This is a genomic window from Myxococcus sp. AM009, assembly GCF_013372605.1.
Classification (GTDB): domain Bacteria; phylum Myxococcota; class Myxococcia; order Myxococcales; family Myxococcaceae; genus Myxococcus; species Myxococcus vastator.
Genome location: NZ_JABXEP010000181.1, coordinates 1 through 15290 on the forward strand (window position 1 = coordinate 1; position 15290 = coordinate 15290).

General features: G+C 71.9%; 12 protein-coding genes. 6 read left to right on the forward strand and 6 right to left on the reverse strand.

What is annotated here, in order from left to right; genetic code table 11:
* Positions 1-282: 282 nt before the first annotated feature.
* Positions 283-687 carry a response regulator gene (locus HV824_RS30855; RefSeq protein WP_176420080.1) on the forward strand — a complete coding sequence of 135 codons (405 nt, stop codon included), beginning with the start codon at positions 283-285 and terminating at the stop codon, positions 685-687.
* A 15-nt stretch (positions 688-702) separates the two neighbouring features.
* Here HV824_RS30855 and HV824_RS30860 read toward each other — a convergent pair whose 3' ends face one another.
* The 3 genes from HV824_RS30860 to HV824_RS30870 form a co-directional block, all read right to left on the reverse strand.
* Positions 703-1560, reverse strand: coding sequence for a hypothetical protein (locus HV824_RS30860; protein ID WP_176424861.1), 858 nt, complete (start codon positions 1558-1560; stop codon positions 703-705).
* Between the two features lie 80 nt (positions 1561-1640).
* Entirely contained in the window at positions 1641-3152 is a 1512-nt protein-coding gene (locus tag HV824_RS30865) for a hypothetical protein (RefSeq protein ID WP_255208481.1), read from the reverse strand.
* 159 nt (positions 3153-3311) lie between these two features.
* Positions 3312-3674: a hypothetical protein gene (locus tag HV824_RS30870; RefSeq protein WP_225909612.1), complete on the reverse strand. Its 363-nt coding sequence runs from the start codon at positions 3672-3674 to the stop codon at positions 3312-3314.
* A gap of 207 nt (positions 3675-3881) precedes the next feature.
* Between HV824_RS30870 and HV824_RS30875 the strand changes: the two genes are divergently transcribed.
* Positions 3882-4730 carry an HAD family hydrolase gene (locus HV824_RS30875; RefSeq protein ID WP_176420077.1) on the forward strand — a complete coding sequence of 283 codons (849 nt, stop codon included), beginning with the start codon at positions 3882-3884 and terminating at the stop codon, positions 4728-4730.
* Between the two features lie 80 nt (positions 4731-4810).
* Here the strand turns inward: HV824_RS30875 and atpA are convergent, their stop codons facing one another.
* The 3 genes from atpA to atpH all read right to left on the reverse strand — a co-directional run bounded on the left by atpA (position 4811) and on the right by atpH (position 8655).
* Positions 4811-6358 (reverse strand): F0F1 ATP synthase subunit alpha, encoded by a 1548-nt coding sequence (gene atpA / locus HV824_RS30880; protein WP_176420076.1) that lies wholly within the window; start codon positions 6356-6358, stop codon positions 4811-4813.
* 123 nt (positions 6359-6481) lie between these two features.
* Complete coding sequence (locus HV824_RS30885) at positions 6482-7960, reverse strand: PAS domain S-box protein (RefSeq protein ID WP_176420075.1); 1479 nt, start codon at positions 7958-7960, stop codon at positions 6482-6484.
* Between the two features lie 146 nt (positions 7961-8106).
* Positions 8107-8655 carry an ATP synthase F1 subunit delta gene (gene atpH / locus HV824_RS30890; RefSeq protein WP_176420074.1) on the reverse strand — a complete coding sequence of 183 codons (549 nt, stop codon included), beginning with the start codon at positions 8653-8655 and terminating at the stop codon, positions 8107-8109.
* A 191-nt stretch (positions 8656-8846) separates the two neighbouring features.
* On the opposite strand from atpH, the gene HV824_RS30895 reads away from it, so the two are divergent.
* The 4 genes from HV824_RS30895 to HV824_RS30910 all read left to right on the forward strand — a co-directional run.
* Positions 8847-10673 carry an Hsp70 family protein gene (locus tag HV824_RS30895; protein WP_176420073.1) on the forward strand — a complete coding sequence of 609 codons (1827 nt, stop codon included), beginning with the start codon at positions 8847-8849 and terminating at the stop codon, positions 10671-10673.
* A gap of 70 nt (positions 10674-10743) precedes the next feature.
* The gene (locus HV824_RS30900; RefSeq protein ID WP_176420072.1) at positions 10744-11907 is read left to right on the forward strand and encodes a TIGR02266 family protein; all 1164 of its coding nucleotides are present in this window, start codon (positions 10744-10746) and stop codon (positions 11905-11907) included.
* A gap of 152 nt (positions 11908-12059) precedes the next feature.
* A complete protein-coding gene (locus tag HV824_RS30905; protein WP_217917894.1) occupies positions 12060-14192 on the forward strand; it encodes a beta-propeller domain-containing protein in 2133 nt (710 codons plus the stop codon).
* 189 nt (positions 14193-14381) lie between these two features.
* Positions 14382-15290, forward strand: a 909-nt coding sequence (locus HV824_RS30910; RefSeq protein WP_368738126.1) for an MATE family efflux transporter, incomplete at its 3' end; no start/stop codon positions are given.

Sequence of the window (15290 nt, forward strand, 5' to 3'; positions counted from 1 at the left end):
CTCCTCGTGGGGGTTTTGGGGGCGGGCGGATTCAACCGCCTTCCCTCCCCACGGACCATGGGCCTCCAGCGCGACGTGTCGTCCACCAGCGCGTGCTGTGCGGCGCCGGACACCGCGGCGGGGTTCGCCGTCGCCGCGAATGTGGCGCGTGGTGCTGGCGGGCGGCAGCGGCCTTTCCCGAGCTGTAATATCTGCATGCTCGGGCCCGGCAGATGCTCATGCTTTGACAGAGAGCGGGATGCGGCGAAGTCGCTCGTGCCTGGGCGCGAAGGAGGGACTAGGGTGCCGGGTGTGACTCATCCCGTGGTGCAGCCGCAGGTCCTGATTGTGGAGGATGACCCGGACGTTCGGGGGGCCATGGCGGAAGCGCTGCACGACGAGGGCTTCGAGGTGTCCATGGCCATCAACGCCGTGGAGGCCCTTCGCGTGCTCGCGGCGTTGGAGTCCCCCTGCCTGGTGCTGCTCGACTGGGAGATTCCGCGCGTGGACGGGCGAGGGCTGCTCGAGCGGCTGCGGTCCGATGAGCGCTTCGCCGGGACGCGGGTGGTGGTGATGACGGCGGAGGCCGGGCCGCTGCCGCCTGGCGCGGCGGGGGTGCTGCGCAAGCCCGTGCGACTGGAGATGCTGCTGGAGGCGACGCGGCGGCACTGCCCGGTGGCCAGCGGCGCGGTGAAGACGCCCGCGTGAGGGCTCCAGAAGACGTCAGTAGGTGAGGCCCAGGCCCAGGAAGGGGCCGTAGAAGGTGTCGACGTGGGAGACGCCTTCCACGTAGCCGGCGTCGTCCAGCACCATGCCGCGGTAGCCGCCGCGCAGCACCACCGCGCCCAGGTGCAGCGCCAGCGCGGCGCTCGCGTCCACCTGCCGGTAGGGGAAGGGCGTCACCTGCACGCGGGCCTCCAGGTCCAGGGGGCCGGCGATGCAGGCCTCCAGGGAGGCGCCGAGGCTGGGGCCGACGAAGGTGATGTCCGGCGCGTGCGCGGTGCTGACGCCCGCCTCCGCGCGCACGCGGGCACGCTCGTGGGAGATGAGCGCCCAGGTGAGGTGGGACTGCGTCAGGGTGATGGAGTCCGAGCCGCTCGTCCCGTCATCCGTGGGCAGGCCCAGGCCCGTCAGCCGCAGGTCCACGCCGAAGCGCCGGCCCTCCAGCCCGAGGAACAGGTCGGCGCCGCCGCCCCCTTCGTTGACGGGCCCGCCCTGGAGGCCCAGGCGGAAGGACAGCGGCGCCGCGTGGCGCGCCCCGCGCAGCTCCGGCGACAGGCTCAGCCGGTGGTTGCCGGTGGCGAAGAAGAAGGAGAGCCAGCTCACCGACGTGGTGCTCGAGCCGCCACTCGCGTACCGCCGGTTGCGCGAGGAGCGCGGCCGGGACGTCCGCCGGGGCGCGTCGTCGTCATCGTCGTCCGAGCCGATGGCGGAGGCCCCGTGCTCCTTGTCATCCCCATCCCGCTTCGGCTCGCTCTGGGACGGCCGCGAGCGCTTGCCGAAGCGGGCCTCGGCCGCCGTGGGACCCAGACCCAGCGCGAGCGCGAGAAGGGCACACAGCAGGGTCCGGATTGGGAACACGGGGTCAGCTCCTGGGGATGGGCCGGGGATGCGGCCGCCGGAGTCCTGGACGCCCGGCGGCCTGCTTTATTCAATCCGCGTCATTGCTTGGGCGGCGCTGGGCAGGCGGCGGGGTCTTTCAGGCACGCGTCCGTCTGCAGGCACTGGCCCGGGGACTTCGCGAGCTTGCACGAATCCGTGCACTTGGGAGGGGACACGGAGTAGTCACACGTCCCCCCACAGGTGGTCTGCGCCTTGGGGTCCACATCCTCGCAGGGCGAGCGCAGGAACACGGTGATGGGCTCGGGGTGATGGACGCCGCGCGAGTCGTCGCAGCCCTCGAAGTCGCCGTCTCCCCAGACGGCGGCGCCGTCATTCAACTTGCAGCGGGCGGGGCGGGGGTTGTAGCTGCCCGGCTCGCAGGGGCCCGCCGCGTGCGCCATGCAGCCGGAGATGCTCTGGCCGCCGATGTCGGCGTTGGCGCAGATGCGCGAGCGCAGGTGGCTGTCGCCGTCCACCCAGTCCCGGCCGTGGCAGGCGTGGACGTTGTCGTGGACCACGCCCTTGAAGCGCAGGTTGACGAGCTTGGGCTCGAAGGTATCCGGGTTGAGGACGACCTCCACCGTCAGCTCGCGCGAGTCGAACATGTTTCCGTAGAAGGCGCCCTCCCGGAACGTGTACGCGCCGAAGGGCTCGGCCGGGTAGGTGCCGGCGGTGGCAACCGGGGCCACCCAAGAACCCGGCGTCGCGGCGCGGCTGTAGGGCGCGGACATGATGCTGTAGCGGCCGCTCGCGGGGCACTTGAAGTCGACGCTGGGCTCGATGCCGCCGCAGGGGTTGTCGAGCGTGTCGGCCAGGCGGTCCTCCCAGGCGCAGCCCCGCGGGTCCTCGCACACGCGCAGCACCCGGTCGCCGAAGATGCGGCCCAGGCGGCCGGTGCAGGTTTCCGGGTGGGGCGCGCCCGCGGCCACCGTCACCTTCTCGCCCGGGGTGCAGGCGCCCACGTGCTCCCCCAGCCAGCCGCACTCGGCCTGGAGGCCCGCCTCACCCGACGCGCAGGGCAGGAACATGGGGCTCCACTCCCGGTGGTTGCCTGAGGGGTTGAAGCGCCGGAGCTCGCGCGAGTCCTCGCCGCGCATGGACACCATCACGCTGTCCCCGAAGGCGTTGTTGCGCGCCAGCAGACAGGCCGTCACGTAGCCCAGGCAGGCCTGGGTCGGCTTGTCCTTCTCCCACTCCGGGCACAGCCCCAGCTCGCCCTTGAAGCTGTAGATGTCGCCGGCGCGGCTCTTCCACTTCACGGTGGCGCCCGGCGGCAACGCGCACTCGGTCAGGTAGGTCATCACTTCCCGGGCAGGTGGGTGCTCCAGCGTGTGCTTCAGCCGTCCGTCGGTGGCGAACGACTGCGTGTGCAGTGGCATCGTGGTGAGGGCATCCAGCGCGGCCCGGTTGCTGGTGAGCGCGTTGAAGGCCAGCTCCTCGGTGCGGAGCGAGTTCAGGATGCGGATGCCGGGCTCCGCCTGAACCGGAGCCTGGGGAAGCAGCAGCGCGGTCAGGAACAGGAGCGCGGCCCGCGAGGAGCGCGAGGAAAGGCGAAGCGCGAAGGGCGACATAAAGCGTGGACCTCGGAGCGAAAAGGGACTCGATGACTCCCGGGGTAGCACGTAGCGGGCCGGACGCTCAGGCCCGCGGTTTCGCGGGGTTGCCAGCGGGCCCTGTTGCCTGGGGGGCCACACCCGCTCAAGGGGTGTGGACGTGGAGGCCACGCGCTGTCAGCGCCGTCCCTGCTTCTTGGCCTTGGCCAGGCGCCGGGGCTCGGGCTTGCCCGGCGCGGGCGGCGGCTGGAGCGCCGTGGTGCACGCGGCGGTGGCCGTCACCGCGGCGGCATAGGCGGCGTGGTGCTGTTGCTCCAATGTCCGCAGCCGGCGCGACATGGCCTCGCGCAGGGCCTGGAGCTCGGCCACGCGGGCCTCGGACTCGGCCGCCTCGCGTGTCAGGGCGTCGTTGCGTTCCACCAGGGCGGAGATGGAGCGCGAACCCGCCCAGGCCCCTGTCGTGGCGAGCAGCACCGCGCTCACCAGCAGGCCCCAGGGCAGCCACGCCCGGCGCGGGGGCGCCGACTCGTTTCGCTGCATCGCTTCCATGTCCGCGAGGTTAGCGGCCCATGCGGGGTAGGCTTCAAGGGGAGGACGTGGGAGCGCGCGCCACAGCGAGGCGTGCTGGCCACCCCGAGGCCAGGGCGCAGCCCCCCGGCCGCCGGTTGATGCGGCTGGGCTTGATTCGAGGCCCGTGGGTGAGGCGTCATCCGGCCCCTTTCCTCAACTTCGGGAGCCGGTGGTCTGATGGCGATTGCGTGCGTGGTGCTGGACTTCGACGGAACCTTCACGGACGTGGCGGCGGAGAGCGCGCCCTTCCTCCGGCATTTCCGGCAGGGCCTGGCGGCGGCGGTAGGGGAGGACCTGGAGTCCGCGTGGGAGGAGGAGGTCGCCGCGTTGCGCGCGGGCGCGGACGCGCTGGGCTGGGATTTGGGCGGCCGGGTGGTGGCGCCCGCGACGGCGGACCCGTACCTGACGGCCACCTGCGCGGCCCACCGCCTCATGCAGCGCTTCGGGCAGGGCCAGGACGAGGCCCGCCGCTCCGACGTGGTGCAGAAGCTCTACCGCGAGGCCTACGCGCACTCGGCCACCGCCTTCAAGCCGGAGGCGAAGGAGGTGCTGGAGGCGCTGGTGGCCACGGGCCTGCCGGTGACGGTGGTGACCAACGCGCACACGGATTTGGTGGAGAAGAAGCTGGACCAGCTGGCGCCCAAGGGGCGCGAGAAGCTGACGGTGTCCGGGGACGCGCGCAAGTTCCTCCTGGACCCGCCGGACGCGCCGGATGCCCGCTTCACCGCGGTGCCGGAGACGCAGACGCTGGACGGCGTGCTGCGCCGCCCCGTCTACCTGCGCCGGGGCCGGTACTTCCAGGCCCTCAAGCGCGTCTGGGAGGCCACGGGCACCACGCCAGAGCAGACGCTGGTGGCCGGTGACATCTACGAGCTGGACCTGGCGCTGCCCGCCGCCCTGGGCGCGCACGTGCAGCTGGTGGCCCGCGACAACGTGCTGCCCTACGAGCTGAAGGCCATGGAGCTGCTGGGCGCGCGCGGCGGCGTGGACCGCAGCCTGCACGGCGTGCTGCCCCGCCTGCGCTGAAGGCCGGGCCCGCGGAAACACGAAGCCCCGCCTCCCGGTGAAGGGAGCGCGGGGCGCGTGGGCCACAACCGGCGGGGGCGTTAAACCTTGGCGCCCGGCGTCGGCTGGAAGACCTCGTTGAACTCGGTGATGGCCTTGCTCAGCGCCGTCTTGATGTCGGCGGTCAGCTCGCGCTTCGACGCCAGGTCCTTGGCGACGTTCGGGTGCTTGCCGTCGGCGAACTCCAGGAACTCACGCATCCAGCGCACCACGTCGGCCACCGGGATGTCGCGAATCCAGCCGCGCTTCTTGGGGTCGTCGCGGTTGGTGGCGGCGTAGATCTGCATGACCTGCTTCTCGACGGGCATGGGCTCGTACTGGCCCTGCTTGAGCAGCTCCACCATGCGGGCGCCGCGCGCCAGCGTCTCCTGGGTGGCCTTGTCCAGGTCGGAGCCGAACTGGGAGAAGGCGGCCAGCTCGCGGTACTGCGCGAGCTCCAGCTTCATGGTGCCGGCCACCTGCTTCATGGCCTTGATCTGCGCGGCCGAACCGACGCGGGACACGGAGAGGCCCACGTTGATGGCCGGGCGGACGCCGGCGAAGAAGAGGTCCGTCTCCAGGAAGATCTGCCCGTCGGTGATGGAGATGACGTTCGTCGGGATGTACGCCGACACGTCACCGGCCTGCGTCTCGATGATGGGGAGCGCGGTGAGCGAACCGGCGCCCTCCTCGTCGGACAGCTTGGCGGCGCGCTCCAGCAGGCGGCTGTGCACGTAGAACACGTCGCCGGGGTAGGCCTCGCGTCCCGGCGGGCGGCGGAGCAGCAGCGACAGCTGGCGGTACGCCACGGCCTGCTTGGACAGGTCGTCGTACACGATGAGCGCGTGCATCTTGTTGTCGCGGAAGTACTCGCCCATGGCCACGCCGGCGTACGGCGCGAAGAACTGCATGGGGGCCGGGTCGGAGGCGTTGGACGCCACCACCGTGGTGTACTCCATGGCGCCGAAGCGGTTCAGCTTCTCCACCACCTGGGCCACCGTCGACTGCTTCTGGCCGATGGCCACGTAGATGCAGTAAACGTTCAGGCCCTTCTGGTTGATGATGGTGTCGATGGCGACGGCCGTCTTGCCCGTCTGGCGGTCACCGATGATGAGCTCGCGCTGACCACGACCCACCGGCACCAGCGCGTCCAGCGCCTTGATGCCCGTCTGCAGGGGCTCGTGCACGCTCTTGCGGGCCACGATGCCGGGCGCCTTCACCTCCAGGCGGCGCATCTCCGTGGCCGCGATGGGGCCCTTGCCGTCCAGCGGCTTGCCGAGCGGGTCCACCACGCGGCCGAGCAGCTCCTTGCCCACCGGCACGGAGGCAATCTGCTGGGTGCGCTTGACGGTGTCGCCCTCACGGATGGCCTGGAAGTCACCCATGATGGCGACGCCGACGTTGTCCTCTTCCAGGTTGAGCACGAGGCCCTGCACGCCGTTGGCGAACTCCACCAGCTCACCGGCGAGCGCGCCCTCGAGGCCGTAGATGCGCGCGATACCGTCACCGACGGACAGCACGGTCCCCGTCTCCGCGACGGTGACCTTCTTCCCGTAATCCTTGATCTGCTCCCGGATGATTCTGCTGATCTCGTCGGCGCGGATTTCCATGAGCGTATGCGTCCTTGCGCAGGGGCGGCCGACGTGGAGCAGGCCGCCGAAACCTTGAAGTCGGGGCCCCTTACCATGCACACCCACCCGCTGCAATGCGGTCGGCGACAGGCCCCAAGGCCTTCAGTGTCCCGCTCCCTCACGGGGCAGCCAGGCGGTGAAGCTGACGCCGCCCCCGGAGCAGGACTCCACCGCCAGCTTCCCCCCGTGGGCCACGGCGATCTGCCGCGCGAGGTAGAGCCCCAGGCCCAGGCCCTCTGGGGTGGCGCCGCGCTCCTTGCGGAAGGGCTCGAAGAGGGAGGAGTGCTCTTCCGCCACCACGGTCAGTCCAGGGCTCTTCACGCAAAGCGTGACGCCGCCCACCGCGCCCGCCACGCGCAGGGTGATTGGCGACTCCTCGGCGCCTTGATGGAGCACGCTGCCCAGCAGGTTGTCGGCCAGCTGTGCCAGCCGGCGGGTGTCCCAGTGGCCGCGCAGGTCGCCTTCCGTCTCCAGGTGGAGGGTGCGCCGGGGATGCTCGCGGCGGCGCTCCTCCACGACGCGCTCCACCACCGCGTCCAGCACGGCGGGCTCCGGCCGCAGCGCCAGCCCGCCCGTCAGCCGCGTGCGGGTGAAGTCCATCAGCTCCTGGAGCATCCGCTCCATGCGCCGGGCGGACCGGGCCACCTGGCCCACCAGCGTGCGCTGCGGCTCCTCCAGCCCGTCCATCCGCTGCAGGGAGCGCGTGCCTTCCTGCAGTGATTGCAGGGGCGCTCGCAGCTCCGCGTCCACCACACCCAGCATCTGGTGCCGGAACTGCTCGGTGCTCGCGGAGCGCTCCTCGGCGGCCTTGCGGCTGCTGATGTCCCAGACCGCGGCCAGCCGCACCTGCCGGCCTTCCCACGTCACGTAGCGCCCCAGCACCTCCAGGGGCAGCCGCTGGCCATCCCGGCGGAGGACGACCACCTCATAGGGCGTCTCCAGCCCGCGGCTCAGCACCAGCCCCACCTGCGAGCGGAACTCCGGGGCGACGTAGTCCGCCAGGTGCCGGCCGATCATCTCCGACGGGGACGCGTAGCCCAGCAGCTGGGACATCGCCCGGTTGGCGTCCATCACGATGCCGTTGTCATGCAGGAAGTGCCCGTCACAGGCCACGTCCGCCAGGCTGCGCATGTGCGACTCCCGCGCGCGCAGCCGTTGCTCCTCCAGGACGCGCTCCGTCTCGTCGCGCACCCACAGCGCCACCCCCGCCAGCGCGCCGCCCTGCAGCGCCGGGGACAGGCCCACCCGCAGGTGCCGCTCACCCGCGGCGGGAGCCAGCACGCCGCGCACGGGGGTCTCCGTCACGTCCTCCCCGGAGAGCGCCCGGGCCAGCAGCGGCGACAGCGCCTGCGCCACCTGCGGCCACAGCTCCGCCAACGGACGGCCCACGTGCGCGCGCGGCTCCAGGCCGGACAGCGCCGCCAGCGTGGCATTCACCCACACCGGACGCAGCTCCCGGTCCAGCAGGGCCACGCCACACCCCGCCGCACTCAGCAGGGCCCCCAGGAAGGGCCGCGCCTCCTCGGGCGCCGCCAGCGTGGACGGACCTTCGGAATACCGGTGGAGTAGGGACTGCGGCATGGTCAGGTCGTCCAGGCGGCACGGGGCTGTCCCGTTCCGCTGGCGAGTATACCGCTGTCAGGGCCCGCTGGGAATACCGGTTAGCCCTGGACTGCGGGGTGATGAAGACGACCTGGAACGTTGGTTGCCCGGCGAGCGGGCAGGCCTCAGCGCTGCTTCAGCTCGCGGCGCAGCTCCTCGAGCTGGGTCCGGATGCTGCCGTCGTAGAGGATGCTGCCCACCTGGGCGGCGACCCCCCCCAGCAGGCTGGGGTCCACGCGCGTCTCCAGCAGGACGTTGCGCTGGGTGAGCTGCTGCAGGGTCTGCTGGAGCTGGGCCAGGGCGTCGGCCGGGAGCGGCGCGGCGCTGGTGACGTGGCCCCGGACGCGGCCGGCACGGGCATCCGCCATGTCGCGGTAGAGGCGGGCGATGTCCGCCAGGTAACCCAGGCGGTTGCGGTCCACCAGCAGGCGGAGGGTGTTGGCCAGCGTGGGCTCCACGCCGCCGGGGATGGCCGTCATCACCGACTCCACCACCCGCAGGCGCTGCTCGCGGGTGTAGGCGGGGTTGACGAGCACATCCGTCAGCTCGGCGTTCTTCGCGATGACGTCAGCGAAGGCGGTGAGCTGCTCGGCGACGGCGTCAGTGCGGCCCGCCTCTGAAGCGACATCGAGGAGGGCGCGGGCGTAGCGGCGGGCGATCGACACGTTCACCATGGCGGTCGCGCCCTTAGCACGGGCATTTCCCCCGAGCAACGTCCCTGGCATCGGGGCGCCCTGTCACCCGGGGCACGCCTGCCGGCCCGGGCCGCGGCGTGGGAAAGCGACGCTTATCGGCAGGCAGGCGCGGGAAGGGGGCTTGGCGAGCTGGCGCGAACACCCGTAGGGTGGTGTCCTCTCGGCCCCCCATGCATGACCCCGTCATCGGCATCGACCTGGGTACTACCAACAGCGCCGTGGCGACCGTGGAAGACGGACGCCCGCGCCTGATTCCCGCGCGCGCGGGTGGCCGGTTGACGCCGTCCACGCTGGGCGTGAACAAAGCTGGCGAGCGCGTGGTGGGCGTCGCTGCACAATCCCTGGCCGAGGAGCACCCGGACTCCGTGGTGTGGGCCACCAAGCGCTTCCTGGGGCGCCGCTACACGCCGGAGCTGATTCAGGAGGCGAAGGCGCTGGTGCCGTATCCGCTGGTGGCCGGGCCCGCTGGCGACGTGCGCGTGCGGCTCGCCGGGCGGGTGATGCCCGTCACGCAGGTGTCCGCGATGATTCTGGGCGAGCTGGCCCTGGACGCGCAGGCGCACTTCGGCCGCCCCGTCACCAAGTGCGTCATCACCGTCCCGGCCAACTTCGACGACAACCAGCGGCAGGCCACGCGCGAGGCGGCCAGCATCGCCGGGCTGGACGTGGTGCGGCTGGTGAACGAGCCCACCGCCGCGGCGCTGGCGTATGGCCTGTCGCGCGGCTTCGAGGGCAACGCGCTGGTGTTCGACCTGGGCGGTGGCACCTTCGATGTGTCCATCCTCGAGGTGAAGTCCGGCGTCTTCGAGGTGCGCGCCACCGGCGGCGACCCGAAGCTGGGCGGCGAGGACTTCGACCAGCGCATCGTCCAGTGGCTGCTGGCGCAGGTGGACGATGAGCTGCGGCACGTGGTGTCGCAGGACGCGCAGAGCCTGCGCCGGCTGAAGGTGGCCGCCGAGTCCGCCAAGCGCGAGCTCACCGAGAAGGAAGAGGCGTCCATCTACGTCGCCGGGCTGGGAGACCACTCGGCGCCCGGCAAGCGGATGGCGGAGCTGGAGACGGTGCTGACGCGCTCCTTCTTCGAAACGCTGTCCGAGCCGCTGTCGCGCCGCTGCCTGGACGTCTGCGAGTCGGTGATGCGCGACGCGAAGATGGACCCGCACGCGGTGGACGTGGTGCTGCTGGTGGGCGGCATGACGCGCGTGCCGCTGGTGCGGCGGCTGGTGGCGGACTTCTTCGGCCGCGCGCCCTCCACGGACGTGCACCCCGACGAGGCCGTCGCGCTGGGCGCCGCGGTGCAGGCCGACGAGCTCATCCGCCAGTCCGGTCAGGCGCTGCTGCTGGACGTCGCCACCCAGAGCCTGGGCGTGGGCGTCATGGGCGGGCGCGTGAAGCGGCTCATCCCGAAGAACACCGGCGTGCCGGTGGTGGCGCGGGACATCTTCTATCCGGGCAGCTCCGGCCAGCAGGAAGCGCGCATCCCCGTGTACCAGGGCGAGAGCGAGTTCCAGGACGAGAACTACAAGCTGGGCGAGGTGGTGCTCAAGCGCCTCCACGTCGCCTCGCGCGGAGACGTGCCGCTGGAGGTCGTCTTCGAGCTGTCCAGCGAGGCGATTCTCTCCGTCAAGGCCACGGACCTGACCACCGGCAACATGGAGGCCGTGCGGCTGGAGGCCCGCGCCGGGTTGCCGCAGGGCGAGGCGGAGAAGCTGGGCGCGGAGCAGGCCCACTACGCGCGCTCGCAGGGCGTGGTGGACTCGAAGCGCGCGGAGGAGCTGTTCCGCAAGCTGCTGGAGCGCGGGGAGAAGCTGGCGCGGCTCCTCCAGCGCAGCGCCCAGGAGAACCCCAGCCCGGAGGCGCAGGCCACCCTGGGCACGGTGCAGCGCCTGCTGGATGGCGGACGGTCCGCCCTGGACAGCGGCAACGCGGCGCAGTGCGCCACCATCGCCAAGCAGCTCACGCGGTTGTTGTCCGGTCGCCAGGAGCCTCGCGCCTGAGCGTCCATCCCCGAACGGTGGCCCCGGGCGCCCGTGGCCTTGGCACCTCTTTCCACCTATCCGTGAGCGTATGAGCCCTCCTCCCAACGCGCGTGACACCGTGTTCGTGGTGGATGACTCCCGCACCGCCCGGGAGGTGGTGCGCCTGCACCTGACGCGGCTGGGCTGCGAGGCGGTGGCGCTGGAGGGCGGCGAGACCTGCATGGCCGAGCTGGCCCGGCGCACCCCGGCGCTCATCCTGTTGGACCTGCGCATGGAGCGCATGCAGGGTGATGAAGTGTGCCGGCTGGTGAAGGCCCACCCGGCGGGGCGCAACGTGCCCGTCATCATGTTCACCTCCGGCGGCGAGCCCCACGAGGTGATGCACTGCTGGCGCGCGGGCGCCGACGACTTCCTGCCCAAGCCGGTGGCGCTGGGCGCCCTGGAGGCGAAGCTGGCCGCGGTGCGCCAGGCCCGGGAGCGTGTCCGCGAGGGCCTGCCGCGAGGGCGCCGGGTGCTGCTGGTGGAGGGCGGGCGCTTCCTGCACACCTTCCTGGGCGGCTCGCTGGAGCAGGAGGGCCTTCACGTCCTCTACGCACGGGACATGGGGGACGCGGCGAACCTGGCGGCGGAGCACGGCGCGCACCTGGATGGCTTCGTGGTGGACGTGTCGCGCACGCCGCGCGAGGCGCTGGCCCTGGCCACGAAGCTCCACGACGCGCACCCGCGCAAGCCGCTGGTGCTGCTGTCGCGCGCGGAGGAGTCGCAGGAGGTGCTCGCCCGGGCGCAGGCGCTGGGGGGCGCGCCGCTCCTGGAGAAGCGTCACCTGGGCGCGGACGAGCTGCTCGGCCGCGTCCTGGGGCGGCTGGTCCCGGGCCACACCCCGCTGCGCGCCGCCGAGCGCGTGCCCTTCTTCACGGTGGTGGAGTTCACCACGGCCAACGGGACGACGCTGTCGGGCTTCAGCCATGACGCGGGGCCGGGCGCGCTCTTCGTGCGCACCCTGACGCCGGCGCGCGAGGGCACGCGGCTGACGCTGAAGGTGTTGCTCGCGGGCCAGCGCTCGCCCTGCACCGCCGAGGCGACGGTGGCGTGGTCCAACCCGCCCCTGCCGCAGGGCGCCTTCCGGTCCGCGGTGGGCATGGGGCTGCGGCTGGAGCACATGGACCCGGTGCTCACCCAGCAGTTCGTCCGCTTCGTGCCCCGGGGTCTCGGTTTTCCGGCTCCAGGTTCACCGCGCGCCTCAGGTTTCTGAGAGGCGCGGGGCCGCGCGACCGCTCGACAGGCCTGGGTTCACAGGGGGCGAGGCCCTGGCACGCCAGTGGCAACAAGGCCCGGCCGCCGCTGGCGTGACACCGGGGAGGCCCGTGGGCCGCCAGTGGGGCCGAAGCGCAGAGGGAGGGGCGAATGCAGCAGTGGAAACGCTGGAGTTGGGCCGGAGTGGTGGCGGTCGTCGCGGTGGGGTGTGGTGACGAGGGAAGCAAGCCGCCGCCCCCGTTCGGCAACGAGCCCGTGCGGCAGGAGGCCCGGCTGGAGACCTTCCCCGGCTGCGAGGCCCTGGAGCAGCACATCGAGGACACCGCGACGAAGCAGATGCGCGCGGTGCTGGAGGTCTACAAGCAGTACACCTACGGGGGTGGCCGAGGGGGTGAGGCGCCGCCCACGCCCACGGTCGGGGCACCGCAGGAAGACTCCGCTGGCGGCGGCGGCAGCCCCACCGACTACACGGGCACGAACAACCAGGTGTCCGGCGTGCACGAGGCCGACTTCGTGCAGAACGATGGCACGCGCATCTTCGTGCTGTCGGGGCAGCGGCTCTACCTCCACCGCTCCTGGCCCGCCGAGCAGCTCGCGCGGACGGCCGCGCTGGAAGTGGAGGGCTGGCCGCGGGAGATGTTGCTCGACCCCGAGCGCAACCGGCTGGTCATCACCTCGGCGGTGTCCGAGCCGCGGCCGGGCTCGGGCTCGGGAGGCCGCGTCACGGACGGGCCCGCACTCGACTGCGCCGGCTTCGGCTGTGGCGGCTACGGGCACGGCAACACCGTGAAGGTGACGGTGGTGGACGTGGCGGACCTGGAGGCGCCGCGGGTGCTGGAGCAGGTATACCTGCCCGGCGGTTACCTCAGCGCCCGGCGCGTGGAGGGCGCCGTGCGGCTGGTGGTGTCGGACGGGTTCCGCTGGCCCGCGGACGTGCGCCTCTACCCCGAGTATTCGCGGGGGCTCTTCGACAACCGGCTCCGGCTGGCCGCGCACATCGACGCGCTCATCCAGCAGAACGAGCAGGCCATCCGCGCGCAGACGCTGGCGCAGTGGCTCCCCCCTGGGCGCCGCGTGACGGCGGCCGGCGAGGTGAAGCCGCTCGCGTATGACTGCACGTCGTTCTACCGCACCAACGCGCCCACGGGCCTGGGCCTGGTGTCGGTGCTGTCGCTGAACCTGGACGCGAGCGAGTCGGAGCCTGGCCGCACCAGCCTGGTGGCGGCGCCCGGCGAGGTGTACGCGTCCCATGACGCGCTCTACCTGGCGGCGCGCCACTGGTGGTGGTGGCCGGAGCCGGGCCAGACGACGCACACGTACCTCCACAAGTTCGACATCCGCGACCCGGACCGGGCCACCTACGTGGGCAGCGGCACGGTGGAGGGGTACGTCGTCAACCAGTTCGCCATGGACGAGCACGAGGGCGTGCTGCGGGTGGCCACCACCGTGGAGCTCCCGGGGGAGGAGGTCGCGGGGGATGGCGACGCCGTGTGGACGCCTCCGGAGACGGTCAACCGCGTGGTGACGCTGCGCGAAGAGGGCGGGTACCTGAAGCAGCTGGGGCGCAGCGAGGACCTGGCCCGGGGCGAGCGCATCTTCAGCGCGCGCTTCGTGGGCACGCGCGGCTACGTCGTCACCTTCCGGCAGGTGGACCCGCTCTTCACCTTCGACCTGAGCGACCCGGCGCACCCGCGCATGGTGGGCGAGCTGAAGATTCCCGGCTTCTCCACCTACATCCATCCGCTGGGCGACACGCACCTGCTCACCTTCGGCGAGCACCGCAACGAGGACGGCACCTGGCAGGACCGCGCCCTCAAGCTGTCGCTCTTCGACGTGAGCGACCTGGCGCGGCCCAGGGAGACCTTCACGCACCAGCTGGGCTCGATGAGCAGCCACAGCGAGGCGCTCCAAGAGCACAAGGCCTTCACCTACTTCCCCGCCAAGGGACTGCTGGCCCTGCCCTTCATGGACTGGGATTACAACGCCTTTGACTACTGGTCCGCCTTCCGCAGCGAGCTGCGCGTCTTCCGCGTGGACACGGCCACGGGCTTCTCGCCGGTGGGCACCGTCTCCGTGCGGGACATGTACCAGGCGTTCAACTTCCCGCACTGGAGCTGGTACTGGCAGCCCACGGTGCGCCGCAGCATCATGGCGGACGACTACGTGTACGCCATCTCCGACGCGGGCCTGCGCGTGTCCCACGTGAGCAGCCTCCAGACGCCGCTGGCCACCGCGCCCTTCCTGCCTCCGGCGCCCGCTCAGCCAGGGCCCCAGGGGCCGTGACGCGGGGCTGACGCGCGACTCGCCCCCTGGGACGCCGGGTGTCCCAGGGGACGTGTCATGGGGATGGCATCACCAGCCTCCTGGTCAGGCGAGGGGCCGCGGCGCCGTCGGACGTGGGCAGCGCATTCCCTGCCGGAAGGCGCTATAGGCGCACTCCCCATGTCCACCGCCGTGTTACCGACGTCCTCCGTGAATTCCCCCCGCACCGAGCTCCGAGAGCTGTCCCGGCTGGCGATCCCCATCGCCATCGCCCAGGGCGGGCAGGCGCTCATGGGGTTGGTGGACACGCTGGTGATGGGGCGCGCGGGGACGTCCGCGCTGGCGGCGGTGGGGCTGGGCAACGGCCTCTTCTTCGCCGTCAGCGGCTTCGGCATGGGCCTGATGATGGGGTTCGACCCGATGATGTCCCAGGCCATGGGCGCGCGGCACTTCACCCGGGCCCGGGGGCTGCTCTGGCAGGGCGGCTGGCTGGCGCTCTTCTCGGGCCTGGTGTTGGGGGCGCTGCTGCTGCTGACGCCGCCGTTGCTGCTCTTGGGCGGCATTGGCGCGGCCGAGGTCTCGGGCGCCCGGGACTACCTGTTGTGGCGCGCGCCCAGCATGCCGCTGATGCTGGCCTTCCTCATGGTGCGCTCGTATTGCCAGTCCACGGCCTACACACGGCCGCTGGTGATTGCGACGGTGGCGGCCAACGTCTTCAACGTGGCCGCGGACGTGCTGCTGGTGTTCGGCGGTGAGGTGTTGCCGGCCGCCTTCGGGCCGCTGAGGGCGATTCCAGCCATGGGCGTGGCGGGCTCCGCGATGGCGACGACGCTGTGCACCGCGGTGCAGCTGGGCGTGGTGGTGTTCGCGGTGCGGGGCAGGCCCCTGGTGGGCGCCGAGTCCTCCACGCGCCTGCCCGTGTGGGCGGACCTGGCCCGGGCGGTGAAGCTGGGCATCCCCATTGGCCTCCACTTCTCCGCGGAGATTGGCGTGTTCGCGCTGGCGGGGGTGCTGGCGGCGGGCCTGGGGCCGGCGAGCGTGGGGGCGCATCAGATTGCCATCTCCTTCGCGAGCGTCACCTTCACGGTGGCCATGGGCATCGGCAACGCGGGCAGCGTC

Bases quoted from the DNA above. Each gene is read 5' to 3' on its own strand.
- HV824_RS30885 (WP_176420075.1), bottom strand. From the start codon at position 7,960: ATGCCGCAGTCCCTACTCCACCGGTATTCCGAAGGTCCGTCCACGCTG.
- atpA (WP_176420076.1), bottom strand. From the start codon at position 6,358: ATGGAAATCCGCGCCGACGAGATCAGCAGAATCATCCGGGAGCAGATC.
- HV824_RS30865 (WP_255208481.1), bottom strand. From the start codon at position 3,152: ATGTCGCCCTTCGCGCTTCGCCTTTCCTCGCGCTCCTCGCGGGCCGCG.
- atpH (WP_176420074.1), bottom strand. From the start codon at position 8,655: ATGGTGAACGTGTCGATCGCCCGCCGCTACGCCCGCGCCCTCCTCGAT.
- HV824_RS30900 (WP_176420072.1), top strand. From the start codon at position 10,744: ATGAGCCCTCCTCCCAACGCGCGTGACACCGTGTTCGTGGTGGATGAC.
- HV824_RS30875 (WP_176420077.1), top strand. From the start codon at position 3,882: ATGGCGATTGCGTGCGTGGTGCTGGACTTCGACGGAACCTTCACGGAC.
- HV824_RS30905 (WP_217917894.1), top strand. From the start codon at position 12,060: ATGCAGCAGTGGAAACGCTGGAGTTGGGCCGGAGTGGTGGCGGTCGTC.
- HV824_RS30870 (WP_225909612.1), bottom strand. From the start codon at position 3,674: ATGCAGCGAAACGAGTCGGCGCCCCCGCGCCGGGCGTGGCTGCCCTGG.
- HV824_RS30895 (WP_176420073.1), top strand. From the start codon at position 8,847: ATGCATGACCCCGTCATCGGCATCGACCTGGGTACTACCAACAGCGCC.